General features: G+C 64.5%; 27 protein-coding genes and 1 pseudogene. 15 read left to right on the forward strand and 13 right to left on the reverse strand.

Annotation, left to right across the window (positions count from 1 at the left end):
• Positions 1–45 precede the first annotated feature (45 nt).
• Complete coding sequence (locus LU688_RS08395; protein WP_094010699.1) at positions 46–2,040, forward strand: polysaccharide biosynthesis protein; 1,995 nt, start codon at positions 46–48, stop codon at positions 2,038–2,040.
• Between the two features lie 15 nt (positions 2,041–2,055).
• Here LU688_RS08395 and LU688_RS08400 read toward each other — a convergent pair whose 3' ends face one another.
• Entirely contained in the window at positions 2,056–2,823 is a 768-nt protein-coding gene (locus LU688_RS08400; RefSeq protein ID WP_232888242.1) for a metallophosphoesterase, read from the reverse strand.
• Between the two features lie 279 nt (positions 2,824–3,102).
• On the opposite strand from LU688_RS08400, the gene LU688_RS08405 reads away from it, so the two are divergent.
• The gene (locus LU688_RS08405) at positions 3,103–3,405 is read left to right on the forward strand and encodes a hypothetical protein (RefSeq protein WP_143067531.1); all 303 of its coding nucleotides are present in this window, start codon (positions 3,103–3,105) and stop codon (positions 3,403–3,405) included.
• Positions 3,406–3,624: 219 nt separating this feature from the next.
• Positions 3,625–3,963, forward strand: a complete 339-nt coding sequence (locus tag LU688_RS08410) for a ComEA family DNA-binding protein (RefSeq protein WP_232888243.1) — start codon at positions 3,625–3,627, stop codon at positions 3,961–3,963.
• 50 nt (positions 3,964–4,013) lie between these two features.
• Here LU688_RS08410 and LU688_RS08415 read toward each other — a convergent pair whose 3' ends face one another.
• Positions 4,014–4,181 (reverse strand): DUF2897 family protein, encoded by a 168-nt coding sequence (locus LU688_RS08415; RefSeq protein WP_094010695.1) that lies wholly within the window; start codon positions 4,179–4,181, stop codon positions 4,014–4,016.
• A gap of 179 nt (positions 4,182–4,360) precedes the next feature.
• On the opposite strand from LU688_RS08415, the gene pyrF reads away from it, so the two are divergent.
• Positions 4,361–5,062: an orotidine-5'-phosphate decarboxylase gene (gene pyrF, locus LU688_RS08420; protein ID WP_094010694.1), complete on the forward strand. Its 702-nt coding sequence runs from the start codon at positions 4,361–4,363 to the stop codon at positions 5,060–5,062.
• Positions 5,063–5,110: 48 nt separating this feature from the next.
• On the opposite strand, the gene LU688_RS08425 is transcribed toward pyrF, so the two are convergent.
• A complete protein-coding gene (locus LU688_RS08425; protein WP_104444273.1) occupies positions 5,111–6,112 on the reverse strand; it encodes an NADP-dependent oxidoreductase in 1,002 nt (333 codons plus the stop codon).
• Between the two features lie 175 nt (positions 6,113–6,287).
• On the opposite strand from LU688_RS08425, the gene LU688_RS08430 reads away from it, so the two are divergent.
• Complete coding sequence (locus tag LU688_RS08430) at positions 6,288–7,049, forward strand: SDR family oxidoreductase (RefSeq protein WP_094010692.1); 762 nt, start codon at positions 6,288–6,290, stop codon at positions 7,047–7,049.
• Here the strand turns inward: LU688_RS08430 and LU688_RS08435 are convergent.
• Positions 7,000–8,181: an MFS transporter gene (locus LU688_RS08435; RefSeq protein WP_094010691.1), complete on the reverse strand. Its 1,182-nt coding sequence runs from the start codon at positions 8,179–8,181 to the stop codon at positions 7,000–7,002. The two genes, LU688_RS08430 and LU688_RS08435, sit on opposite strands and share 50 nt — an antisense overlap.
• A 115-nt stretch (positions 8,182–8,296) precedes the next feature.
• On the opposite strand from LU688_RS08435, the gene LU688_RS08440 reads away from it, so the two are divergent.
• The 3 genes and pseudogenes from LU688_RS08440 to LU688_RS27925 all read left to right on the forward strand — a co-directional run bounded on the left by LU688_RS08440 (position 8,297) and on the right by LU688_RS27925 (position 11,749).
• Entirely contained in the window at positions 8,297–9,694 is a 1,398-nt protein-coding gene (locus LU688_RS08440) for an aminotransferase-like domain-containing protein (RefSeq protein WP_160291223.1), read from the forward strand.
• 969 nt (positions 9,695–10,663) lie between these two features.
• Positions 10,664–10,891: pseudogene (locus LU688_RS27920) on the forward strand (HAMP domain-containing protein); the annotation flags it as partial.
• Positions 10,886–11,749 carry a methyl-accepting chemotaxis protein gene (locus LU688_RS27925; RefSeq protein WP_371041576.1) on the forward strand — a complete coding sequence of 288 codons (864 nt, stop codon included), beginning with the start codon at positions 10,886–10,888 and terminating at the stop codon, positions 11,747–11,749. The pseudogene LU688_RS27920 and the gene LU688_RS27925, both read left to right, overlap by 6 nt.
• A 15-nt stretch (positions 11,750–11,764) precedes the next feature.
• Here LU688_RS27925 and LU688_RS08450 read toward each other — a convergent pair whose 3' ends face one another.
• Positions 11,765–12,955: a benzoate/H(+) symporter BenE family transporter gene (locus LU688_RS08450; protein WP_023631543.1), complete on the reverse strand. Its 1,191-nt coding sequence runs from the start codon at positions 12,953–12,955 to the stop codon at positions 11,765–11,767.
• A 144-nt stretch (positions 12,956–13,099) separates the two neighbouring features.
• Between LU688_RS08450 and LU688_RS08455 the strand changes: the two genes are divergently transcribed.
• On the forward strand, positions 13,100–13,702 hold the full coding sequence (locus LU688_RS08455; RefSeq protein ID WP_094010689.1) for a glutathione S-transferase family protein: 603 nt from the start codon (positions 13,100–13,102) through the stop codon (positions 13,700–13,702).
• 79 nt (positions 13,703–13,781) lie between these two features.
• On the opposite strand, the gene LU688_RS08460 is transcribed toward LU688_RS08455, so the two are convergent.
• The 5 genes from LU688_RS08460 to LU688_RS08480 all read right to left on the reverse strand — a co-directional run bounded on the left by LU688_RS08460 (position 13,782) and on the right by LU688_RS08480 (position 16,459).
• Complete coding sequence (locus LU688_RS08460) at positions 13,782–14,153, reverse strand: glutaredoxin family protein (protein WP_023631545.1); 372 nt, start codon at positions 14,151–14,153, stop codon at positions 13,782–13,784.
• Between the two features lie 58 nt (positions 14,154–14,211).
• Positions 14,212–14,757, reverse strand: a complete 546-nt coding sequence (gene folE, locus LU688_RS08465) for a GTP cyclohydrolase I FolE (RefSeq protein WP_023631546.1) — start codon at positions 14,755–14,757, stop codon at positions 14,212–14,214.
• Between the two features lie 69 nt (positions 14,758–14,826).
• Entirely contained in the window at positions 14,827–15,387 is a 561-nt protein-coding gene (locus tag LU688_RS08470; protein WP_094010688.1) for a Smr/MutS family protein, read from the reverse strand.
• Between the two features lie 72 nt (positions 15,388–15,459).
• Positions 15,460–15,780 (reverse strand): hypothetical protein, encoded by a 321-nt coding sequence (locus tag LU688_RS08475; RefSeq protein ID WP_023631548.1) that lies wholly within the window; start codon positions 15,778–15,780, stop codon positions 15,460–15,462.
• Between the two features lie 88 nt (positions 15,781–15,868).
• Positions 15,869–16,459 carry a cysteine hydrolase family protein gene (locus LU688_RS08480; RefSeq protein ID WP_031315653.1) on the reverse strand — a complete coding sequence of 197 codons (591 nt, stop codon included), beginning with the start codon at positions 16,457–16,459 and terminating at the stop codon, positions 15,869–15,871.
• Between the two features lie 179 nt (positions 16,460–16,638).
• On the opposite strand from LU688_RS08480, the gene prmB reads away from it, so the two are divergent.
• A complete protein-coding gene (prmB, locus tag LU688_RS08485; RefSeq protein ID WP_023631550.1) occupies positions 16,639–17,547 on the forward strand; it encodes a 50S ribosomal protein L3 N(5)-glutamine methyltransferase in 909 nt (302 codons plus the stop codon).
• A 67-nt stretch (positions 17,548–17,614) separates the two neighbouring features.
• On the opposite strand, the gene LU688_RS08490 is transcribed toward prmB, so the two are convergent.
• Entirely contained in the window at positions 17,615–18,397 is a 783-nt protein-coding gene (locus tag LU688_RS08490; protein WP_094010686.1) for a hypothetical protein, read from the reverse strand.
• A 151-nt stretch (positions 18,398–18,548) separates the two neighbouring features.
• The gene (locus LU688_RS08495; RefSeq protein WP_094010685.1) at positions 18,549–19,508 is read right to left on the reverse strand and encodes an alpha/beta hydrolase; all 960 of its coding nucleotides are present in this window, start codon (positions 19,506–19,508) and stop codon (positions 18,549–18,551) included.
• A gap of 143 nt (positions 19,509–19,651) precedes the next feature.
• Here LU688_RS08495 and aroC point away from each other — a divergent pair, with 143 nt between their 5' ends.
• From aroC to LU688_RS08510, 3 genes are all read left to right on the forward strand, one after another.
• Positions 19,652–20,743, forward strand: a complete 1,092-nt coding sequence (gene aroC / locus LU688_RS08500; RefSeq protein ID WP_094010684.1) for a chorismate synthase — start codon at positions 19,652–19,654, stop codon at positions 20,741–20,743.
• A gap of 133 nt (positions 20,744–20,876) precedes the next feature.
• Complete coding sequence (locus LU688_RS08505) at positions 20,877–22,031, forward strand: MFS transporter (RefSeq protein ID WP_094010683.1); 1,155 nt, start codon at positions 20,877–20,879, stop codon at positions 22,029–22,031.
• Entirely contained in the window at positions 22,031–22,567 is a 537-nt protein-coding gene (locus LU688_RS08510) for an oxidase (protein ID WP_160291221.1), read from the forward strand. The genes LU688_RS08505 and LU688_RS08510 overlap by 1 nt, the downstream gene beginning before the upstream one ends.
• A gap of 74 nt (positions 22,568–22,641) precedes the next feature.
• On the opposite strand, the gene LU688_RS08515 is transcribed toward LU688_RS08510, so the two are convergent.
• Positions 22,642–22,914 carry a DUF3509 domain-containing protein gene (locus LU688_RS08515; protein WP_023632146.1) on the reverse strand — a complete coding sequence of 91 codons (273 nt, stop codon included), beginning with the start codon at positions 22,912–22,914 and terminating at the stop codon, positions 22,642–22,644.
• A 269-nt stretch (positions 22,915–23,183) separates the two neighbouring features.
• Between LU688_RS08515 and LU688_RS08520 the strand changes: the two genes are divergently transcribed.
• A complete protein-coding gene (locus LU688_RS08520; RefSeq protein ID WP_023632147.1) occupies positions 23,184–23,705 on the forward strand; it encodes an ankyrin repeat domain-containing protein in 522 nt (173 codons plus the stop codon).
• Between the two features lie 59 nt (positions 23,706–23,764).
• Positions 23,765–24,295: a hypothetical protein gene (locus LU688_RS08525; RefSeq protein WP_094010681.1), complete on the forward strand. Its 531-nt coding sequence runs from the start codon at positions 23,765–23,767 to the stop codon at positions 24,293–24,295.
• Positions 24,296–24,305: the final 10 nt, after the last annotated feature.

Consider the following 24,305-nt stretch of genomic DNA (forward strand, 5'->3'; position numbering starts at 1 on the left):
GAGGCAATGCCTCTGTCAGGTAACTATCTGCTGTATAGGAAAATCATGGATAACTTCAGGTCATGGCTGTTGAGCCTGTCCCATAGGCAGAAGCGCGGTTTGCAGGTCTTCGCCGATTTGATCCTGGTCTGGTTCGCGCTATTGATGGCGTTCGTGGTCCGCTTGGGAATCGAAGTGGGCGTGAGCCCGGTATTCGATCACGCCTGGCTTTTCGTCTGCGCTCCCGCGCTGGCACTGCCGATCTTTGCCTGGTTCGGCATGTACCGCGCCGTGACGCGTTTCCTCGGAAACGATGCGCTGGTTTCGATCTTCAAGGCGGTCAGCCTGGCATCCTTGATGCTTGGCGTCGTGATCTACTGGTATAGCAATCATCAAACACTGGTGCCCCGTTCCATTATCTTCAATTACTGGTGGTTGATGCTGGTCATGGTTGGTGGGTTGCGGCTCGCGGTGCGCCAGTACTTCCTCGGCGACTGGGCGGGTGCGGGTTTGTCCATGCCATTCGTGACCCGCACCAGTGACCTGCCCAAGGTTGCCATCTACGGCGCTGGCGCAGCGGGCAACCAGCTGGTCGCCGCCTTGCGAATGAGTCGGGTGATGGTACCCGTGGCGTTCATCGACGATGACCCGGGTATCGCCAATCGGGTGATCTCTGGCCTGCCAGTGTACAAGCCAAGCCATATTCGCCGGATGATCGGCCTCACGGGTGCTGAGGAAGTACTCTTGGCCATTCCTTCCGCCAGCCGCTCAAGGCGCCGGGAAATCCTCGGCTACCTCGAGAGCCTGGCGGTGCATGTGCGCAGTATTCCGGGGTTCATGGACTTGGCCAGTGGTCGGGTCAAAGTGGACGACCTGCAGGAAGTGGATATCGCCGACCTGCTCGGACGTGACTCGGTACCGGCCCAGAGTGAGCTGCTCGAGCGCTGCGTGACCGGGCAGCGGGTCATGATCACCGGTGCGGGTGGCTCCATCGGATCGGAACTGTCCCGCCAGATTCTCGCGCTCAAGCCGGAGCTGCTGCTGCTGTTCGAACACAGCGAGTTCAATCTCTACAGCATCCTGTCGGAGCTGGAGCGGCAACTGCCATTGAGCTCCCCGCGTACGCAGCTTCTGCCTGTTCTCGGCTCGGTACGCAACCAGGCACAGATGCATCACCTGATGAGCCGCTGGAAGATCGACACCGTCTACCATGCCGCCGCGTACAAGCACGTACCCATGGTCGAGCACAACATTGCCGAAGGTCTCTACAACAACGTGATCGGTACGCTGGCCACCGCCCAGGCGGCGTTGAGCGCACAGGTTGCGAATTTCGTGCTGGTATCGACGGACAAGGCGGTCCGACCGACCAATGTCATGGGTAGCAGCAAGCGCCTGGCGGAAATGATCCTGCAAGCCTTGAGCAAGGAGATTGCTCCGGTCCTCTTCGACGATCCGGACAACGTCGCGAGGGTCAACAAGACCCGTTTCACGATGGTGCGCTTCGGTAACGTGCTGGGGTCCTCGGGCTCGGTGATCCCCTTGTTCCACAAGCAGATCAAGGCTGGCGGGCCGCTCACCGTTACCCACCCCAATATCACCCGCTACTTCATGACTATCCCCGAGGCTGCCCAGTTGGTGATTCAGGCGGGATCGATGGGGCAGGGCGGCGATGTATTCGTGCTGGATATGGGGGAGCCGGTCAAGATTGCCGAACTGGCGGAAAAGATGATCCACCTGTCCGGGCTAAGCGTGCGCTCGGCCGATAATCCCGGCGGTGACATCGCCATTGAATTCACCGGATTGCGCCACGGCGAGAAATTGTACGAAGAACTGCTGATCGGCGACAACGTGGCAGACACCCTGCATCCGATGATCCTGGCGGCCAATGAGGACCACTTGGCCTGGGACTCGCTCAAGACTTTCCTGGCGAGCTTGCTGCGAGCCCTGGGTGAAGATGATTACGATCAGGTACGGGACATGCTGCGAGGTTCTGTCAGCGGGTACATGCCGGAAGGCGGAATCGTCGACTGGATCTATCTACATCATCATTCCGAGTCGTGACAGCGCGTCGCCAGCTCATGACCGGGTATCGTGGATGTTCTGACCTGGCAGTTCCACTGCAGTGAGGTGCCCGTCTGCGAACGAGCAGCCCGTATCGACATAGACGACATTCCCCAGACGAGACACCGCGGCTACGGTAGAGTGGCCAACGTACAGCGTTTTAACACCAGCAACGGGCTTATCCTGCATGCCATTTATGCGACCCCTGGCGTAGACGGCCTGTTTAAGCGCATGGTCATGGCCTTGTTGCTGGGGGGTTTCCAATAGCGCCATGGCGTCGTCCCAGCTCATGTTCTCTTCCCAGTACGGTGATTCGGCGTGGATCACGCCGATACGCTGCCCGCCCGGCAGGGCGATTTCCAGGGCAACCGGCATGCGCTGGATGGCTTGATGAATCAGGCGTTGTCGAGCGTCCGGCAGCCGATAGAACCAGTCGCCACCGTTGCGGCTATGACGTGGCGCATCCCCGGTGCCGGCAAAGTGATCCAGCACCATCTGCTCATGGTTACCGCGCACTGAAAATAACCAGCTCTGTGCCAGCCAATCGATCACGGCATCGGAGTAGGGACCGCGATCCACCAAGTCGCCGGTACACAGCACTCGGTCCACTTCCGGATTGAATCCGACCTTTTCAAGCAAGGCCCCAAGTATCTCGAAATGCCCGTGCACGTCGCCCACGACAAAGTCCCTGCCGTTCAGGTTGGCAGGCAGGCGCAGCACTGTTGGAGCGGGAACGGGCTGTTCAGGGGCGAGCGTGAAGGCCGTGGAAGGGGTATTGGACATGGATGCGGCGCAGGGAGCGTCAGAGGGATAAAGATTTAGCTTTTAACACAAATCATGGGTACATCGCACCTGCCACATGATGGTAGACACGTCTTGTGTAGCGTGATGGCTATTTGTAAGCTTTTTCATGCCACTGTTATGGCTATCTGCTAGTCTCCGTGCCATCATGCTGTGCTTCAAGTACTTGCCTGCCGGGGTCGGCCACTCGGTCGGGTAACTTCATGCGCACATTTTGTGCATCTGGGGATGGGGGCAGTTGTTTTGAACGGTTTCGAATTCATGAGCAAGGTGAGATTCGCTCGTCTCCCTGTGCTCGCTACATTGGTGCTGACCCAATTCTTCTGCATCGTTGGTGGTGCTGCCAGTTACTGGGACGTTTCCTGGTTGTTGGCGGTTCCGGTGGGAGCCCTGTATTTCTTCATCGTGCGCAAGCACATTTTCAACTGCTTCGTCGCCGTTGCTGGCGCCTATTTCGGCCTCGGCATGGAATGGCCCATGGCTGTCGCGGCGTTGTTCGGCCTCTACGCACTGCTGCATATCATCAGTGCGGTAGCCAGTTCGATGCAGGAATTCGCGATCTAGCGCCTGATTCCACACTTGCTGTAACATCATGAAGCCCGGCGAAAGTCGGGTTTTTTGTTGGTGTTCTCCCCGGATCCTTGGCCTTGCATGGATCCGGTCAAATCTGGAAATGCTTGAAGGGCACGCCTGCACTTTCGCCAGGCTCGGCAATTGGCTAGCTTTATTCCCGCAACGAGGGAAACGTTGCTTGCCGAGTCTGAAACTAAAGGAGTGTCCCTGATGAGAAAAAAACTGCTGTCCTGTCTGCTGCTGCCGATTTTCGCCTCGCTGTCCCTGTCTCTCCACGCCGCACCGGTCACGCCGTCTGCAGCCAGCACCCCGACGCCACTGGTCGTCGCGAATCAGGTTACTGGCGATTCCGCCAAGGTGGACATCAACACGGCCAGTGCGAGCCTGTTGCATCAAGCCTTGCAGGGCATCGGCAAGACCAAGGCCGAAGCTATCGTGGCCTACCGGGAAGAGGATGGTAACTTCGCATCCGTTGACGAACTGCTGGAAGTGAAGGGTATCGGCTCTCTCCTTCTGGAGCGCAATCGCGACAAGCTGACAGTGAACTGACAGCACAAGTACAAGGCCGGTTCCAGTGACCGGCCTTTTTCTGTCCATCTTCAGCGGTCTTGCGCTTCCTTGGCATCCATCTCTGCATTGCGTTCGTGAACCCTTCTCAACTGTTCTTCCGTCAGTGGCAATTTCTTCGCGGTATCCCGCAGCAGCATCAGTCCTCCAACGATGGAGCCAATCGCTACCAACAGAATCAACCAGGCATACCAGGGCATGGCGCTCTCCTTCATACGGCGTGTAGGCCGTACCTGTATTATCGAGTAAAACTTGGCGACTTTGGTTCAATTATAGGGCTGTAATGATCGCCGGTTAATTCGCGATCACACCTTCCCCCGCTGCGCTCCCGCATCGTTTACAATGCGCGCCGTTTACGACTTGCCAAGAGACCCTGCCCATGTCCGCCTGCCAGACGCCCCTGATCGTCGCCCTGGATTTCCCCACCCGTGACGCCGCCCTGAAGCTGGCCGACCAGCTCGACCCCGCCCTGTGCCGGGTCAAGGTGGGCAAGGAACTGTTCACCAGCAGCGCCGCGGGCATCGTCGAAACCCTGTGCAGCAAGGGCTTCGAAGTGTTCCTCGACCTCAAGTTCCACGATATCCCCAACACCACCGCCATGGCGGTCAAGGCCGCGGCCGAGATGGGCGTGTGGATGGTCAATGTGCACTGCTCCGGTGGCCTGCGCATGATGTCGGCCTGCCGCGAAGAGCTAGCCAAGCGCAGCGGTCCACAGCCGCTGCTGATCGGCGTGACCGTGCTGACCAGCATGGAGCGTGAGGATCTGGCCGGTATCGGCCTGGATGTCGACCCGCAGGAGCAGGTGCTGCGCCTGGCGGCGCTGGCGCAGAAGGCCGGCATGGACGGCCTGGTGTGCTCGGCGCTGGAGGCTCCGGCACTGAAGGCGGCGCATCCGTCGCTGCAACTGGTGACCCCGGGTATCCGCCCGGCAGGCAGTGCCCAGGACGACCAGCGCCGGATCCTGACCCCCCGCCAGGCACTGGACGCCGGTTCCGACTACCTGGTGATCGGGCGTCCGATCAGCCAGGCGGCGGACCCAGCCCAGGCGTTGGCTGCGGTGGTGGCTGAGATTCGCGGTTGATTCGAGAGGCCGCGAGTGTGGGCTGCGCGTGAGCGCAGCCCGCAATGATCAGACTTTCAGCACCAGCTTGCCGAAGTTCTCCCCGCTGAACAGCTTGAGCAGCGTCTCGGGGAAGGTTTCCAGCCCTTCCACCACATCTTCCTTGCTCTTCACCTTGCCACTGGCCAACCAGCCGGCCATTTCCTGCGCGGCCTTGCCGTACTCCTTGACGTAGTCCATCACCACGAAGCCTTCCATGCGCGCGCGGTTGACCAGCAGCGCCAGGTAGTTGGCCGGGCCCTTGACCGCTTCCTTGTTGTTGTATTGGCTGATGGCGCCGCAGATCACCACCCGGGCCTTGAAGTTCAGGCGCGACAGCACCGCGTCGAGGATGTCGCCGCCGACGTTGTCGAAGTACACATCCACGCCCTTGGGACATTCGCGCTTGAGCCCGGCGAGCACGTCTTCGGCCTTGTAGTCGATGACCCCGTCGAAGCCCAGTTCATCCAGCAGGTACTGACACTTCTGCGCGCCACCGGCAATGCCGACCACGCGGCAACCCTTGAGCTTGGCGATCTGCCCGGCAATGCTGCCGACCGCGCCGGCGGCGCCGGAGATCACCACGGTTTCGCCGGCTTTGGGCTGGCCGACATCGAGCAGGGCGAAGTAGGCGGTCATGCCGGTCATGCCCAGTGCCGACAGGTAGCGCGGCAAGGGGGCCAGGCGCGGGTCGATCTTGTGCAGGCCCTGGGGTTCTCCGGTGAAGTAGTCCTGCACGCCGAGGGCGCCGCTGACATGGTCGCCGGGCTTGTAGTCCGGGTGCTTGGAGCTGACCACTTCGCCCACGCCGAGTGCGCGCATCACCTGGCCCAGGCCCACCGGGGGGATATACGACTTGCCTTCGTTCATCCAGCCGCGCATGGCGGGGTCCAGGGACAGGTAGAGGTTTTTCACCAGCACCTGGCCTTCGCCTGGCTCGTCGGCAGGGGCCTGCTCATAGGTGAAGTCGTCACGGCGCACGGCGCCGACCGGGCGCTTGGTCAGCAGGAAACGGCGGTTGGTGTGGGGCATGGCGAGTTCTCCTGAACGAGTGTGAGGGGGGATGATCGGCGGGTTGAATGGGCCGCGTCACGCAAGATCACCGCGAACGATAGTAGTCCAACCGTGCCCTTGATGATGCTGCCCAGCCCTGCATTGCCGTGACTAGACTCGGCCACGACTTCCCATCCTTTTGCAGGAGCCAGTGATGAGCATGACTTTCTCCGGCCAGGTTGCCCTGGTCACCGGTGGCGCAGCGGGTATCGGCCGGGCGACGGCCCAGGCGTTTGCCGCCGAGGGGCTCAAGGTGGTGGTGGCCGACCTTGATGCGAATGGTGGCGAAGCCACCGTTGCGCTGATCCGCCAGAGTGGTGGTGAAGCGTTGTTCATCGCCTGCGACGTTACCCGTGATAAAGATGTGCGGCAATTGCACGAGCAGGTCATCAAGGCCTATGGCCGGCTCGACTACGCCTTCAACAATGCCGGCATCGAAATCGAGAAGGGGCGGTTGGCGGAGGGCAGCGAGGCGGAGTTCGACGCGATCATGGGCGTCAACGTCAAGGGCGTCTGGCTGTGCATGAAGTATCAACTGCCCCTGCTGCTGGCCCAAGGCGGTGGCGCTATCGTCAACACGGCCTCGGTGGCCGGCCTGTCGGCGGCGCCAAAGATGAGCATCTATGCGGCGTCCAAGCATGCGGTGATTGGCCTGACCAAGTCGGCGGCCATCGAGTACGCGAAGAAGGGCGTCCGGGTTAACGCGGTGTGCCCGGCGGTGATCGATACCGACATGTTTCGCCGCGCCTACGAGGCCGACCCGCGCAAGGCCGAGTTCGCTGCGGCGATGCACCCGGTCGGGCGCATCGGCAAGGTCGAGGAGATCGCCAGCGCGGTGCTGTACCTGTGCAGCGATGGCGCGGCCTTCACGACGGGGCACAGCCTGACGGTCGACGGGGGCGCGCTGGCGATCTGACCGAGGCCAGCCACAGGGCCAGCGCCACCGCCGCGCAGCCCAGCAGCAACACACCACCAAATACGATCAAGGCCAGCCGCGGCCCCAGCCGATCACTGAGCAGCCCGGTAAAGATCACCGGCAGGCTGAACCCCAGGTAGGCCAGCAGGAAGAACCCGGCACTGGCCCGGGTTTTTTCTTGGCCGGCCAACTTGTTCACCGCCGCCAGCCCGCCCAGGTAGATAAAGCCATAACAGGCGCTGCTGGCGGCCACGGCGCCCAGCAAAACGCCCGCCAGGTTGCCGCTGTCGGCGCCCCAGGCCAGCAGCGCGTAGCTGCACGGCAGGATCAGCAGCCCGAGCAAGGTCGCCCGGGCACTGGCCATGCGCCGGGCCAGCGGCTGGAACAGCAAGCCGCAGCTGATCACGCAGAAGATCGAGAACCCCGACCAGGCGCTCAGACCGTGCTGGCGCAGGATTCCCGGCAGCAAGGCGATGACCAGCCCGACACAGGCCCAGGCCAGCAGGATCGCCAGGCCATAGGCCAGGCTGCCGCTGGGATAGTAGGGCAGGCGCAGCATGGCGCTGCTTTGCGTCGGGTGTGGGTCTGGCAAGCGCCAGACCAGCACCAGGGCCGCGGCGGCCAGTATCAGCTGCAAATGGAAACTGCCCGGAGTGAGTGTCGGCCCGCGCAGCAGGCACAGGCTGGTCAGCGCCGCGCCCAGGCCAAAACCCAGGGAGGTGCTGGCGGTGACCCAGGTCGCGGCGCGGTCACTTTCACCGGGTGCCATCAGCTCGCTCATGTAGGCGGTGGCCGTGGCCGAGGCCAGGCCGGTGCCCAGGCCCAGGAACAAGCGCGCCACGCCCAGGGAGGCCAGGCTGGGGGACAGCAGCATGATCAAGGTGGCGATCATCGACAGGGCGAGTGCGACCAGGATCAACGGGCGTCGCCCGACCCGGTCGGCCAGGGCGCCGAGGGCCAGCAGCACTGGCAATACACCGAGCACGTAGCCGGAGAAAGCCACGGCGGTCGCCGCGGCGCCTTGCCCGGAGAGGTCGGCGTAGGTGATGTACAGCGGGGCCTGGAGATTGACGGCGAGGGTGATCAGGCACAGGGCGAAGGCCAGCAGGGCCGGGGCGTGGCGAGTGGGCATGGATGGTTTCCGCAGGATCGATTGCGTCAGCATCGGCCCTGGGTGGCTGTTCGCCAAGGTACACCCAGGACGGATTTGTGTTTAACTGTTTGCCTGAAATAAGCGAACACTTGCCATGCACTTCAATCTTGATCGCGCTCTCCCCACGCCCTTGGTCCAGCAGCTGACCGAGCAGTTGCAGGCCTGGATCACTCGGCAGCGCTTGCGCCCGGGTGCACGCCTGCCATCGATCCGCACATTGGCCAAGGCCCAGGCGGTCAGTGCTTCGTGCGTGATCGAAGCCTACGACCGGCTGGTGGCCAGCGGCTGGCTGGAGGCACGGCACGGTGCCGGGTTCTTCGTCGCCGAGCGCAAGCCGGGCCTGCGACCCGATCCCGGCGAGCCGTGGGGCGAGGCGATCGACGGCAGCTGGCGGCAGTTTCGCGAAGGGCACGAGCAACTGCTCAAGCTCGGCTGCGGCTGGCTGCCCGTGGCCTGGCGAGCCGAGGCTGAACTGGCCCAGGCCATCCGCCAGGTCAGCCGTGGCGCGCCCGAAGCACTGTTCGACTACTGCCCGCCCCAAGGCCTGGCGAGCCTGCGCCTGCAACTGCACAAAGGGCTGGCGCGGCTGGATATCGTCGCGGAACCTGAGCGTATCGTCACCACCCAGGGGGCCAGCCATGCCCTCGACCTGCTGGTGCGGACCTTGCTGGCGCCGGGCGACACGGTGTTGGTGGAACGGCCCGGTTACTACAACCTTTACAACCTGCTGCGCCTGCACGGCGTGCGCATGCTCGAGGTACCGCGCACTGCCAGTGGCCCAGATTTGGAAGTACTCGAGCAGTTGCTCGCCGAACACCGGCCGCGCTGCCTGTTCATCAACAGCCTGTACCAGAACCCGACCGGCACCAGCCTGACGCCCAAGGTCGCCCATCGCCTGCTGGAGCTGGCCCGCGGGCATGACCTGCGGATTGTCGAGGATGACCTCTATGCCGACTTCCAGGACGGGCCGGCGGCACGGCTGGCTACCCTCGACAGCGAGCAACGGGTGATCTACCTGGGCAGCTTCTCGAAGACCCTCAGCAGTTCGCTGCGGGTCGGCTATGTGGTGGCCGATCCGCCCCTGGTGGCGCGTCTGGCCGAATTGAAGATGGTCGCGGGCATTGGCACCTCGCGCTTTGCCGAGCAGGTAGTCGGGCAGATGCTCGCCAACGGTAGTTACCGCAAGAGCGTGCAGCGCCTGCGGCTGCGCCTGGGCCAGCACCGGGCGAGGACGCTGGGGCTACTGGAGGCCTGCGGCTGGGAGGTATTTTGCGAACCCGTCGGCGGCATGTTCGTCTGGGGCCGGGTGCCGGGGCGCGACTTCGCCGAACTGGAGCGGCTGGCGCTGGAGCACGCGGTGCTGCTTACCCCGGGCAGTGCCTTCGATCCGCAGGGGCGGGCCAGTGAATGGCTGCGCATCAATGTCGCCTATGGGCAGGATTCGCGGGCCGAGGCGTTCTTCCGGCATGCGGGGCGACCTCTGGCAGTCTGAAAGCGACACGCTCATAGCTAAATGACACCATTGGTGCGTCTGGCTCTTGTGACGGGGTCGGCGCCATTGTCACTCTTGCTGTCGGTAAAGTCCGACAAGGCGAGGGGAATGGTGATGGCGGCGACCAAGCACGGTGTACTGGCCAACCTGGGCATGGCGCGCAAGCTCGGCCTGGGCTTCGCCCTGGTGTTGCTGCTCACCCTGGTGGTGGCCGCCATCGGCGTGTACGCCCTGGCCAATGTCGGCCAGCGCTTCGATGGGCTGCGGCAGATGGCTCAGTTCAATACCGACCTGTTGAAGCTGCGCCAGCACGAACAGGCCTTCGCCCTGCGCTCGGACATCAAGGAGGCCGAGGCCCTGCGCACGGGGCTGCTGGGGCTTGTGGAGCGGGCCCGGGCCGTGCCAGCACTGGCCTCGACCGAGGCCGATCTCAATGCCTATGGGCAAGCTTTCGACCAATTCGTCCAGGCGGTGCAGGCCAAGGAGCTGGCGCTGGACATGGCCAGCTGGTCGGTGTCGAGCGTGGCCAACAACCTCGATGTGCTGCAGGCCGGCCTGGCCGACGATGGCACCTATACCCTCAAGCAGTCCCAGGGTCAGCAGGGCGGTGGGTTCCTGGAACAGGCCGGGCAGGTGGCGCAGGTGTCGCGGCTGATGCTACAGGCCATGGACGAGGCCCGGGTGCGCCTGGAGCAGAGCCGCAAGGGTGGCGAAGCTAGCACCGGGGGGCGCATCGCCCAGACCGTCGAAGCGGCGACCCTGGTGGACCAGCTCAAGGCTTCGGTCGCCGATGCCGGCTACCAGAGCGTGCTGGGCGAAGTGGCCGGGCACATCGGCAGTTTCTCCGAAAAGCTCAATGAGTACACCGACCTGCTGGGCCAGGAGCGGGGCATCAAGGACCAGTTGCAGGCGCGTGCCGAGCAGGTTACCGCGCGTGTCGACCAGGTGTATGCCGATCAGGAGCAGGCCATGCAGGCCGAACTGGCACGCAACGCCGTCGCCATTGTTGCGGCCACGGCGCTGGCGCTGCTGGTAGGCGTGCTGGCGGCCTGGCTGATCACCCGCGCCGTGGTCGCGCCGCTCAAGCGGGTGATCAGCCGGGCCCGGCGCATTGCCGCAGGCGAGCTGGGTATCGAGGCCGCGCCGCCGCGCGCCGACGAGGTCGGCCAGCTGTTGCAGGCCATGCAGCAGATGGCCGAGGGCTTGTCCGGTATCGTCAGTGGCTTGCAGCAAGGTATCGACCAGTTGGCCGGCAGTGCCCAGGCCTTGTCGGCGGTCACCGAGCAGACCAACCGCGAAGTCGGTAGCCAGAAGGACGAGACCGAGCAGGTGGCCACCGCCATGCAGCAGATGACCGCGACCGTGCACGATGTGGCGCGCAACGCCGAGCAGGCAGCCCAGGCGGCCCAGGCAGCCGACGACAAGGTCGGCTCGGGGCAGCAGGTGGTGCGTCAAAGCATGCAGCGCATCGAGCAACTGGCGCAGGCCGCCGAAACCGCCAGCAGCGGCATCGACAGCCTCAGTGCCGAGATCCATACGATCGGTGACGTGCTCGAGGTGATCAAGAGCGTGGCCGAGCAGACCAACCTGCTGGCGCTCAATGCCGCGATCGAGGCGGCGCGGGCCGGGGAGCAGGGGCGCGGATTCGCGGTGGTGGCCGACGAAGTGCGCGCCTTGGCGCGGCGCACCCGGCAGTCCACCGAGGAGATCGAGCGCCTGGTCGCCAGCCTGCGCGGCAATGCCCAGCAGTCGGTGATGCAGATCCGCGGCAGTACCGAACTGGTGCGCCTGGCGGTGGCCGACACGCTGCAGACCGAGAGCGCCCTGGGCAGCATTGCGGCGGCGGTGTCGTTGATCCAGCAGATGAACCAGCAGATCGCCGCGGCGGCCGAGCAGCAGAGCTCGGTGGCCGAGGAGATCAGCCGCAGCGTTACGCAGATTCGCGGTAGTGCCGACCAAGCGGCACTGGCGATGGAGGACAATGCCCGTTCAAGCGTCGAGCTGGCGCAGTTGGGCAATGACTTGAAGGGGATGGTGGGGCATTTCCGCTTGTGATTGCCTGTGCCTGTCTCAGCTCTTGCGCGGGCTGAGTATGAGCAAGGTCAGCACCCCCGCCACGATCCCCCAGAACGCCGAGCCGATCGAGAACAGGGTGAAGCCCGACGCTGTGACCATGAAGGTGATCAGGGCCGCCTCGCGCTCGCGCACCTCGCCCATGGCCACGCTCAAGCCGTTCATGATCGAACCGAACAGCGCCAGCGCCGCGATCGACAGCACCAGCTCCTTGGGCAGGGCACCGAACAGCGCCGCCAGGGTGGCGCCAAAGATGCCGGCGATGCCGTAGAAAATCCCGCACCAGACCGCCGCCGTGTAGCGCTTGGCCGGGTCTTCATGGGCATGCGGCCCAGTGCAGATCGCCGCGCTGATCGCCGCCAGGTTGACCCCGTGGGAGCCAAACGGCGCCAGCAGCAGCGAGGCGAAGCCGGTGGCCGAGATCAGCGGCGAAGCCGGCACCTGGTAGCCGTCAGCGCGTAGCACGGCGACGCCGGGCATGTTCTGCGAGGTCATGGCCACCACGAACAGCGGGATGCCGATGCTGATGGTCGCCGCCAGCGAGAAGCTCGGCGTGGTCCACACCGGGGTTGCGACTTCCAGCTGGAAGCCGCTGAAGTCCAGCAGACCCAGGGCGCCGGACAGCGCGGTGCCAACCAGCAGCGCGGCCAGCACGCAGTAACGCGGCGACAGGCGCTTGACCAGCAGGTAGCTGAAGAACATGCCCAGCACCAGCAGCGTGCGATGTTGAGCGGCAACGAAGATCTCGCTGCCGATCTTGAACAGGATGCCGGCCAGCAGGGCCGAGGCCAGGGAGGCGGGAATGCGCCGCACCAGGCGCTCGAAACTGCCGGTCAGGCCGCAGATCAATACCAGCACGGCGCAGGTGATGTAGGCGCCGATCGCTTCGCCGTAGCTCACCCCGCCAAGGCTGGTGATCAGTAGTGCCGCGCCGGGTGTCGACCAGGCCACGGTGATCGGCGTGCGGTAGCGCAGCGACAGGCCGATGCTGCACACTGCCATGCCGATCGACAGGGCCCAGATCCATGAGGAAATCTGCGCGCTGGTAAGACCGGCCGCCTGGCCAGCCTGGAACATCAGCACCAGCGAACTGGTGTAGCCGGTGAGCATGGCGATGAAGCCGGCGACGATCGCCGACGGCGAGCTGTCCGCCAGCGGCCGCAGGCGCGCTGAGGTGGCATCGGTCATAGGGCATTCCTTGTGCAGGTGTAAGCAGTTTTTTCAGGCTACCGTGCCATGGCGTGATCCTTGCCATACAGCAGGCATTGCATTTAGCCGTACAGTCGCCAACTATGGGCCATTACTACGCAACTGCGTGAGAGGGGAGGGGCGATGTACAAGGTGTATGGGGATTACCAGTCGGGCAACTGCTACAAGGTCAAGCTGATGCTCAGCCTGCTCGACCGCCCGTATGAGTGGCACCCGGTGGATATTCTCAAGGGTGAGACGGAAACGCCCGAGTTCCTGGCCATGAACCCCAACGGCAAGGTGCCGGTGCTCAAGCTCGAGGACGGCACCTGCCTGTGGGAGTCCAACGCGATTCTCAACTACCTGGCCGATGGCAGCGAGTTCCTGCCCAGCGCGCCGCGGCTGCGCACCCAGGTGCTGCAATGGCAGTTCTTCGAACAGTACAGCCATGAGCCCTACATCGCCGTGGCGCGGTTCATCCAGTTCTACCTGGGGCTGCCGCAAGAGCGACTGGAGGAGTACAGGGGGCTGCACAAGGGCGGCTACAAGGCGCTCAAGGTAATGAACAGGCAGCTGGAAATGACGCCTTACCTTGTCGGCGAGCAGTACTCGATCGCCGACGTGGCGTTGTACGCCTATACCCATGTGGCGCATCAGGGCGGTTTCGACCTGGCGCCTTACCCGGCGGTGCAGGCCTGGTTGGCGCGGGTGGCCAGTCATCCTCGGCATGTGCCGATGGTGGATTGACCGGCGTCATCGCGGGGCAAGCCCGCTCCCACGCCAGCCAGCACCCCTGGGAGCAGGCTGGCCCCGCGATGGTGATTTGTCAGACCGCGGCGAAACGCTTGTCCAGGTAAGCAATGATGTCCTTGGACTCGTACATCCAGGTCACCTCGCCTTGTTCCTCGATCCGCAGGCACGGCACTTTCACCCGGCCACCGCCTTCCAGCAGCGCCTGACGATGCTGCGCGTCGTTCTTCGCATCGCGCAGTGCCACCGGGACATTGAGGCGGTGCAGGGTGCGACGAGTCTTCACGCAGAAGGGGCAGGCGTGGAACTGGTACAGCACCAGGCCCTTGGCCTGCTGTTCGACCTGGGCCTGGGCCGCGGCATCGCGCTTCTTTTTTGCCGGGCGGCTGATCCAGTCGCCGAACACGATAAGCTGGCCGAGGCCGACCCGCAGGGCTTTGACGATCATGGGCAACTCCTGAAATGAAAAAGCCGACCCCAGGGGGTCGGCTCGGAACACAGGCCGATCACTTGATCAGGCTGAGGAACTCGCTGCGGGTGGCGGCGTTCTCGCGGAACTCGCCGAGCATCACCGAGGTGAGCATGGTCGAGTTCTGCTTTTCGACACCGCGCATCATCATGCACATGTGCTTGGCCTCGATCACCACCGCCACGCCTGCGGCGCCGGTCACCTGCTGCACGGCCTCGGCGATCTGGCGGCTAAGGTTTTCCTGGATCTGCAGGCGGCGGGCGTACATGTCGACGATCCGCGCCACCTTCGAAAGGCCCAGCACCTTGCCCTTGGGCAGGTAGGCCACATGGGCCTTGCCGATGAACGGCAGCATGTGGTGTTCGCACATCGAATACAGCTCGATATCCCGGACCAGCACCATTTCGCTGTTGTCGGAGGTGAACAACGCGCCGTTGGTCACTTCTTCCAGGGTTTGCTCATAACCGCGGCAAAGGTATTTCATGGCCTTCGCAGCCCGCTTGGGCGTGTCGAGCAGGCCTTCGCGGGAGACATCCTCGCCGATCTGGCTGAGGATCGCGGTGTAGTTCTGTTCCAGGGACATGGATCTACCTGTGGAAAATTTCGCAAAGGCGAAGGGTACGGCGGCGACGGCGGCGCTGCAAGCGCGATGTCACTCGTCGCGCCCTTCGAGCATGGTTCGCTTGAGCATCACGTAGACCGCGCCGGTGCCGCCGTGGCGAGCCTGACAAGAGGTGAAACCGAGCACCTGCGGGTGCTGGCGCAGCCAGGTGTTGACGTGGCTCTTGATCATCGGACGCTTGCCGTCCAGGCGCGCGGCCTTGCCGTGGGTGACCCGCACGCAGCGCACTTCCAGCTTGGTCGCTTCGGCGATGAAGGCCCACAGCGTCTCGCGGGCCTTCTCGACGCTCATGCCGTGCAGGTCGAGGCTGCCCTCGAAGGCGATCTGGCCGAGCTTGAGCTTGCGTAGCTGGCTTTCCTGCACGCCGTCACGCCGCCACATCAGCTCATCCTCGGCGCCGACGTCGATGACGAACTGGTCGGAGAGGCCGTCGATCACCAGCGTCTGGTCGCTGCGGATGGTCGCCGCCTGGCGCAGGCCTGCCAGTTGCTTGCGGTCGGCCTTGGGTTTGCCGACTTCGGCGCGATCGTGCTTGATCGGCTTGACGCCCTGCACTTGGCTGCGGAAGAGGGAAAAGTCGTCGTCTTGCATGGTGCCTCCACGTGGGCGGCGTAGTTTACGCGACTGTCATCGCGGGGCAAGCCTGGCCCCGCTCTCGGCGCGTCAGTCGTGTTTCTTCATCAGGTGCGGCGACAGGTTCAGCTCGCGCCCGCGGCGCAGGCGGATACGGCTGCGCCGCCACAGGCGCACGCCGAAGTACAGCAGCGCCAGCCCGACGACGGTCAGTGTTGCCGACAATGGACGGTTGGCATTGAGTTCGGCCAGGGCGGCGTAGTTGCCCAGCAAACCGGCGAAGCCGGCCATGGCCAGCAGGATGCCCAAGGTGGCCAGCAGTACCGAGAGTGCTGCGGCGATGCGCGCGCCCCAGTTGCTCGGCTCACGCTGGCGCAGGCGCTTGGCATCGAAACTGCCTTTGAGCTTCATTCGAATTCCTCAGGATCGGGTGGTGCTGATCCGGATTTCGACCTGCGGGTCATCTTGAGGTTCCGCCCGTCCGCCGGGCGGTCGTGGTTCAGACCAGGCTGGTAGTGGGCGCGACGCAGGCGAAATTGTCGGCCATCACGGCCATCTCGCACTGGTGGATCTGCGCGGCGGGGATCACGGTGTCCTTCAGGGCCAGGTCACGGGTCGCAGAGGCATCTTCGACCAGGGTGCAGCGATAACCATAGTCCTTGGCGCGACGCACCGTGGTGCTGACGCTGGAGTGGCTCATGAAACCGCAGACGATCAGGTCCAGCGGGCCGAAGGCCTGCAGGGTCTCGTGCAGCTTGGTGTTCTTGAAGGCGTTGGGCATGCGTTTCTCGATCACCACCTCACCTTCGCGCGGCTCCAGCCCGGGAATGAACTCGCCCGCCGGGCCCTGCGGATCGAAACGGCCGCCAACGGTACCGAGGTGGCGGACATGGATGATCGGGCGACCGGCCTTGCGGGCGGCGTCGAGCAACCTGGCAATGTTCGCCACGGCCTCGTCCATGCCCGACAGCGCCAGCGGACCGCTCAGGTACTCCTTCTGCGCATCGATGACGATCAGGCTGGCTTGGCTCAGCTTGGCCGGCGGGTAGTCGCGGCCAGTGAGGCGGAACATCGTGGTTGGAACGGACATCAAGGGCTCCTTGGGTAGGGCTTTTGTGTACCTATTCTCCCTTGCCTTGGCGCCAATGTGAATGGTTGACAGCGCAGGCGGCGTGGTTACTGGCTTGTGGCTATCCATTCGGCCATAGGAGCGAACATTTGTGTGGTGTGGGCTGTTAGACTTTCGTCCTGTCAGAAAAGGAGTACCCCGTGATCACATCCCGCCTGCGCACCCTGCGCGACCACATCCGCTGGGCGGTCAGCCGCTTCCATGAGCATGACCTGTTCTTCGGCCATGGCGCCGACAATGCCTGGGACGAAGCCCGCCTGCTGGTGCTCGGTGCGGTGCACCTGCCCTGGGAGGTGGCCGACAGCTATCTGGACTGCGCACTCGAGGATGACGAGCGGGTACGTCTACAGCACTTGCTCAAACGCCGTATCGACGAGCGGGTACCGACCGCCTACCTGCTGGGCGAGGCCTGGTTCTGCGGCATGTCGTTCATTGTCGACGAGCGCGTGCTGGTGCCGCGCTCGCCCATCGGCGAGTTGATCGAAAAGCGCTTCGAGCCCTGGCTGGCCGCCGAGCCTGCGCGCATTCTCGACCTGTGCACCGGTTCCGGCTGCATCGGCATCGTTGCCGCCGATGTGTTCCAGGACGCCGAAGTGGTGCTGGCCGACCTGTCCTTCGACGCATTGGCGGTGGCTAACCAGAACATTGAGCGCCATGGCCTTGAGGAGCGTGTGTACACCGTGCAGGGCGATGGCTTCGCCGGGCTGCCGGGGCAGCGCTTCGACCTGATCCTGTCCAACCCACCGTACGTTGATGCCGAAGACTTCGGCGACATGCCGGCCGAATACCACCATGAGCCCGAATTGGGCCTGGCCTGTGGCAACGATGGCCTGGACCTGGTGCGGCGCATGCTGGCCGAGGCGGCCGACCATCTGACCGACAAAGGCCTGATGATCGTGGAAGTGGGCAACAGCCAGGTGCACGTCGAGTCGCTCTACCCCGAGGTGGACTTCGTCTGGCTGGAGTTCGAGCGCGGTGGGCACGGCGTGTTCATGCTGACGGCCGAACAGTGCCGGCAGCATCAGGAGTTGTTCAAGGCGCGGGTCTGACTGCGCGCCCGTTCCCACAGGATGAATGCAATCTCCGTGGGAGCGGGCTTGCCCCGCGATGGCGATATCAGCGGGTGGCGATCCAGATCAGCAACCCGGCCTGGAACACCGCGAAGGCCACCAGGCAGGTGATGGTAAAGCGCAGGCCGCTGTCTTCGCGGCGGTACTTGGCCACCCGTTCGTCACGCTCGCGCAGCTGCGCTTCCTTCTCCATCAGGTTCTGCTCGGCCTGCTGCAACATCCCGGCGGCCTCGAGGTTGTCCACGCGCTGCACCTTCTCGGTGTTCCAGCCACCCTTGAGCTGGCCCACCGGCGTTTCCACCAGGCGCCCCTTGAGCAGTTGTCCGTCGGTGTATTCCACCTCCAGGCCGACGCCGCGCAGCACGTGGTCGCGGCGCAGGCGAGTGTCTTCGTTCAGCGCGTCCTTGTTGGGCAAGCTCATGCCCTCGACCCGATAGTGCGAGCAGCGCTGCTGCAGCCATTGCACCGCCTGCGCCAGCAAGTAGCGGCCCAGGCCGCGGTTGAGCGGTTCGAGCTGCAGGCCGGCCGGGTCGCCGATGCGCACCGTGCGCGTTTCGTGGTCGACGCGGATGTCCAGATGGTTCTGTTCCTTGCGCACCTTCTGCCCAGGCAGGCGGATTTCCATGCGCAACAGGCTATGGGCCTTGTCGTGGCGCTCCGCGTAGCCGAACTGGACGAAGCGCAGCGGACGCGCGCCGATGTTGCGGTCAGTTGGCAGCGGGGCCAGGCGTAGCAGTTGGAAGTGCTCGGCAGCAAGGTCCGCCCAGGGCAGCGGGGCGCTTTCCGGCGCTTGTTCTTCGGTCGCCTCGGCGGCGGGGGCATCGGTCATCAGGGATTCCTCAGGTGCACGGCGGCCGGGTGCCGGTACCTACAAGGCCCTTGTAGGTATGGGCTTGCCCGCGATCAGGGCGCGTGGGCCCCGAATCACTGCCTTCTCAGCCGCGTTATCGGCAGGCCTGGTCAATACCTGAGGACAGGTATCAGGCCTGTGGCAACCCACGGATGAACAGAACGATGCGCTCCCCCAGCTCACGCGCCAGCGGCAGCTCGGGGTTGCGGTAGCTGTCACGCTGCTGGCTCATGCCCCGGGGGCTGATGCGCAGCACATGGTTCATGCCGTCGATCAGCGCCAGTTGCGCGTCGGGTTTGGCTGCCTTGAGGCGCTCGGCATCGGCTACCTCTACCTGGATGTCGTTACGCCCCTGGACGATCAGCGCGGGCACCTTGAGGCGGGCGAAGGCCGCCGCCGGGTCCTGATGCAGCAAGGTGATCAAGTACGGCTGCACGCTGGGGCGGAACACCTGGCGCAGCGGCGCGGGCACGTCGAGGCTGGTCTGCCCGGCCTGCAAGCGGTCGATCAGCGCCACGCCAGCGGGCAATTGCGCCGGCGGCAGGCGCTGGGCCAGCTGCTCGCGCAGCACGTCTGCCACCGGCCGACCGCTGCCGGCCAGGGTGATCACCGCGCTGGCGCCGGCCTGTTCCGCGGCGAGGCTGGCGATCAGTGCGCCTTCACTGTGGCCGACCAGGATCAGCGGGCCGAAGCGTGGATCCTGCCTGAGTGCGCGGCCCCACGCGACCACGTCGGCGACATAGCGCTCGACGCTGAGGTGACGTTCGTCGGGGGTGGCCGGCTGGCTGGCGGCCACGCCGCGCTTGTCGAAGCGCACGCTGGCAATGTGTTCGCTGGCCAGCAGCAGGGCCAGGCGCTTGAGGTTGTCGATGCGCCCGGCGGCAGGGTTGTTGCCATCGCGGTCGGTAGGGCCGGAGCCGGCGATGATCAGCACCACCGGGGGCGGCGTGGCCTGCTGCGGCAACAGCAGGCTGCCATGCAGCACGCCCTGGCCGGTGTCCAGATCGATGGGGCGTTGCAGCACGGTGGGGGCGGCCTGGGCGAGGCAGGTGCAGAACAGCAGGAGCAGGGCGGCGAGGCGCGACTTCATGGGCGGGGTACTACGTGGGACGTTGCTGATTCGACCTTGGGTCATCGTGAAGGTTCGCGGGCCCCATCGCTGGGCAACCACAGCCACGCGGTTTTCCGTATACTGCCGCTTTCGTTCACTTCAGGCTGATTCGCGGAGCGTCCATGTCCGGCAATACCTACGGCAAGCTGTTCACTGTCACCACCGCTGGCGAAAGCCATGGCCCGGCGTTGGTCGCCATTGTCGACGGCTGCCCGCCTGGCCTGGAAATCTCCCTTGCCGACCTGCAGCACGACCTCGACCGGCGCAAGCCCGGCACCAGCCGGCACACCACCCAGCGCCAGGAGCCGGACGAAGTGGAGATCCTCTCCGGCGTGTTCGAAGGCCGTACCACCGGCTGCTCGATCGGCCTGCTGATTCGCAACACCGACCAGAAGTCCAAGGACTATTCGGCGATCAAGAACCTGTTCCGCCCGGCCCACGCCGATTACACCTACCACCACAAGTACGGCACCCGCGACTACCGTGGCGGTGGCCGCAGCTCGGCGCGCGAAACCGCCATGCGCGTGGCGGCCGGCGCCATTGCCAAGAAGTACCTGGCCACCCAGGGCATCCGCGTGCGCGGCTACATGAGCCAGCTCGGGCCGATCGAGATCCCGTTCAAGACCTGGGAGTCGGTGGAGCAAAACGCCTTCTTCAGCCCCGACCCGGACAAGGTGCCGGAGCTCGAGGCCTACATGGACCAGCTGCGCCGCGACCAGGATTCGGTGGGGGCGAAGATCACCGTGGTCGCCGAAGGCGTGATGCCGGGCCTGGGCGAGCCGATCTTCGACCGCCTCGACGCCGAGTTGGCCCATGCCTTGATGAGCATCAACGCGGTCAAGGGCGTGGAGATCGGCGCCGGTTTCGCCAGTGTCGCCCAGCGCGGCACCGAACACCGTGACGAGATGACGCCCGAGGGCTTCCTCAGCAACAACGCCGGCGGCATCCTCGGCGGCATTTCCTCGGGCCAGCCGATCGTCGCCCACCTGGCGCTCAAGCCGACCTCGAGCATCACCACCCCGGGCCGTTCCATCGACGTCGATGGCAACCCGGTGGAGGTGATCACCAAAGGCCGCCACGACCCTTGCGTCGGCATCCGCGCCACGCCGATCGCCGAGGCGATGATGGCCATCGCCTTGATGGATCACCTGCTGCGCCACCGGGCGCAGAATGCCGAAGTGAGGGTGGGCACCCCGGTACTGGGCCAGCTCTGATCCGCCTGCGCTGGCCCTATCGCCGGCAAGCCGGCTCCCACATGAATACCGCAGGCTTGAGTCCTGCAGCGGACCTGTGGGAGCCGGCTTGCCGGCGATAGGGCAGGAACAGGTCATCACCAAGGGCCGAACGATGTCCTCCATCCCCTACTGGCGTCTCTCCAGCTTCTACCTCTTCTACTTCGCCCTGCTCGGCTCCACCGCGCCGTTCCTGGCCCTGTACTTCGACCACCTGGGCTTCTCCCCGGCGCGCATCGGCGAACTGGTGGCCATCCCCATGCTCATGCGCTGCGTTGCTCCCAACCTGTGGGGCTGGCTCGGTGACCGCAGCGGCCAACGCCTGTTGATCGTGCGCCTGGGCGCGCTGTCGACCCTGGCGACCTTCTCGCTGATCTTCTTCGGCAAGAGCTACGCCTGGCTGGCGCTGGTCATGGCGTTGCACGCCTTCTTCTGGCACGCGGTGCTGCCGCAGTTCGAAGTGATCACCCTGGCCCACCTGCATGGCCAGACCTCGCGTTACAGCCAGGTACGGCTATGGGGCTCGATCGGCTTCATCCTCGCCGTTGTGGGCCTCGGGCGCCTGTTTGAATGGCTGAGCCTGGACATCTACCCGCTGGCGCTGGTGGCGATCATGGCCGGTATCGTCGTCGCCAGCCTCTGGGTGCCCAATGCGCAACCCGTCGAGCAGGCCGAGCAGCGCGGGGCAGGGGGCTTTCTCAGGCAGGTGCGGGCGCCTGGGGTACTGGCCTTCTATGTGTGCGTGGCCCTCATGCAGCTCAGCCATGGGCCGTACTACACCTTCCTTACCCTGCACCTGGAGCACCTGGGCTACAGCCGCGGTGCCATCGGCTTGCTGTGGGCGCTTGGCGTGGTGGCCGAAGTGTTGGTGTTCATGGTCATGAGCCGGATCTTCGCCCGCTGCTCGGTGCGCAAGGTGCTGTTGGCCAGCTTCCTGCTGGCGGCGCTGCGCTGGTTGTTGCTTGGCAACCTGGCGGATATCCCGGCGGTGCTGGTGTTCGCCCAGGTACTGCACGCGGCCACGTTCGGTTGTTTCCATGCCGCGGCCATCGCCTTTGTCCAGGCCAGCTTCGGCGCTCGCCAACAGGGCCAGGGCCAGGCGCTGTATGCGGCGCTGTCAGGCACCGGCGGTGCCCTGGGCGCACTGTACTCGGGCTACAGCTGGAAACTGCTGGGCCCACACTTCACCTTTGGTATGGCTAGCGTCGCGGCGCTCGCGGCAGCCGTTATCATTGCCTTCCGACTCAAAGAAAGCAGGAACCACCCCTGATGAGCATCCTCAGCGTATTCGACCTGTCCAGTCCGGACCTGCCGCACAAGGTGCTGACCCACCACGACGACATCGCCGCGACCCTGGCCGAGCAGGGCGTGCGCTTCGGCCGCTGGCAGTCCGGCGCGCGCCTGCGCCCGGGCAGCAGCCAGGATGAAGTGGTCGCGGCGTGCCGTGGGCCGCTCGACCAACTGATGACCGAGCACGGCAGCGTGGTAGTTGGCGTGGTCAGCCGCGATGGCGCCGACCTGAGCCAGGCCGACCTGCGTGATGAACATGTGCATGACAGCGATGAAGTGTTCGCGATGATCAGCGGGCGTGCACAGGTCAGCCTGCGCCTGGGCGGCGCGGTGTATGCCGTGCTGTGCGAGAAAGATGACGTGCTGCTGGTGCCGGCCGGCACGCATCGCTGGCTGGACCTGGGGGCCAGCCCATTCTGCCTGGCGCTGCGCCTGTTCGGCAGCGAGCAGGGTGTGCAGCCACGCTTCACCGGGGATGCACTGGCGCGGCAATTTGTAGGTTTCGACGAACTCTGAATGAACTCGCGGGGCAGCTTCTGCTCACACCCTCCAAGGGTGAGCAGAAGCTGCCCCGCGAACGGGTTGCGCGCTTAGCGGTAGGTGGGCAGGGCGAAGCGTTGCTGGCTCTGCAGCATGGAAATCACCGGCAGCTCGCTCGCTTGTTCGGCAAGGTCGCGGCGGATGGCGCTGATCGCCCACGACAGTTGCTCGGCGCTGTGCAGTTGCGCATAGGACAGCACCCGGCGAGTCACCACGCCGTCGCTGGCGCGCAGGGTCAGCAACACGCCGCCGTCGGGTCGCGGCTGAGTAGCAACCTGATAGGCGGTGAAGAGCGAGGCGAATTTTTGCTGGATGAGGTCCATATCAACTCCTGACTGTTGTACTGGCAGACTTGAGTTGATGATTGCAGTGACCGTGCCAGCCTTTTGTTAAAATAAAGTCTTTTAAAATCAATATGTTATGTTTGATTTTGCAGATGCCTGCATTGCATTCTGCACGCCCGTGCATTTTGCACAGTGCATTTTGCACGGTCATAGCCTGGCTCTCTGTCGCCGATAGAATCTGAACCTTGGACCTGTCGTTGCTGCCTGATGGACACTTGGGCCCATTGCCAGATGCCAGGAGGTTCTCGATGTTCGATCACCAGCCCGCCACCATGACCACAGAAGAAGCCGCAGCCTTCGCCGAGGAGGTTTTCGAGCGCGCCCGCCGCGGCGACGCGACAATGCTCGGCCGCCTGCTCGATAACGGCCTGCCCGCCAACCTGCGCAACCACAAGGGCGACACCTTGCTGATGCTGGCCAGCTACCACGGTCACCATGACGCCGTGCAGGTGCTGCTGGCCCATGGTGCCGACCCGCTGATCGCCAATGACAACGGCCAGTTGCCCATAGCCGGCGCCGCCTTCAAGGGTGATCTCGCGATGATCCGCCTGCTGCTGGAACACGGCGTGCCGGTGGATGCCGCCGCCGCTGACGGTCGTAGCGCATTGATGCTGGCGGCAATGTTCAACCGCCTGGAGATCATCGACTATCTGTTGGCCCAGGGTGCCGACCCCGCGCACCGCGATGCCGCCGGCGCCACTGCGCTGATGGCGGCCCGCACCATGGGGGCGATGGATAGCGCGGCACGTCTCGAAGCATTGGCCGGCTAACTCCCTGGGGGCTTTTGCGGCTATCCTTGGCGCCTTTCACGCCAACCCGCAGGCCCCCCATGAAAGACCAGTTGCTCGAATTCATCAGTCTCATCGGCGCCGGCTGCATGCGCGATGAAGATATCGAGCGCATCGCCGCCGAGGCCGCCGAGGCCTACGCCGACCCCGCCGCCTTCCTCGCCGCCAATCCGGACATCAACTACGACGACACCTTTCCCTTCCCGCTGGGTGAATGGGTGGTGGTCGGCAGCCTGCCCGATACCGTGCTGTTCCAGGCCGACAACTACCAGGACCTGTTCCAGCAGATCAGCGACTCGTTCGACAAGAGCGTGCCCTTCACCCTCAAGCCCAAGCAGCTGGCGCGCACCGAGGCGCTCACCGCGCTCAACCGCATCCAGGTGCAGATGGGTGCGCTGAACAAGGAAGCCGGTGGCTACGTGCTGCTGAACTTCAGCCAATTACTCGACGATGAGCTGCAGATGATCATGGTCGGGCAGCACGACCTGGCCCGTGTGCTGGAGCTGGGCGAGGCCGTTGGTATCAAGGTGGAGCCGGCGCTGGAAGCGCTGAAGGTGGCAGTGCATATCTGAGCCGTAGCCG

The sequence above is a fragment of the Pseudomonas soli genome, assembly GCF_021283165.2.
Classification (GTDB): Bacteria; Pseudomonadota; Gammaproteobacteria; order Pseudomonadales; family Pseudomonadaceae; genus Aquipseudomonas; species Aquipseudomonas soli.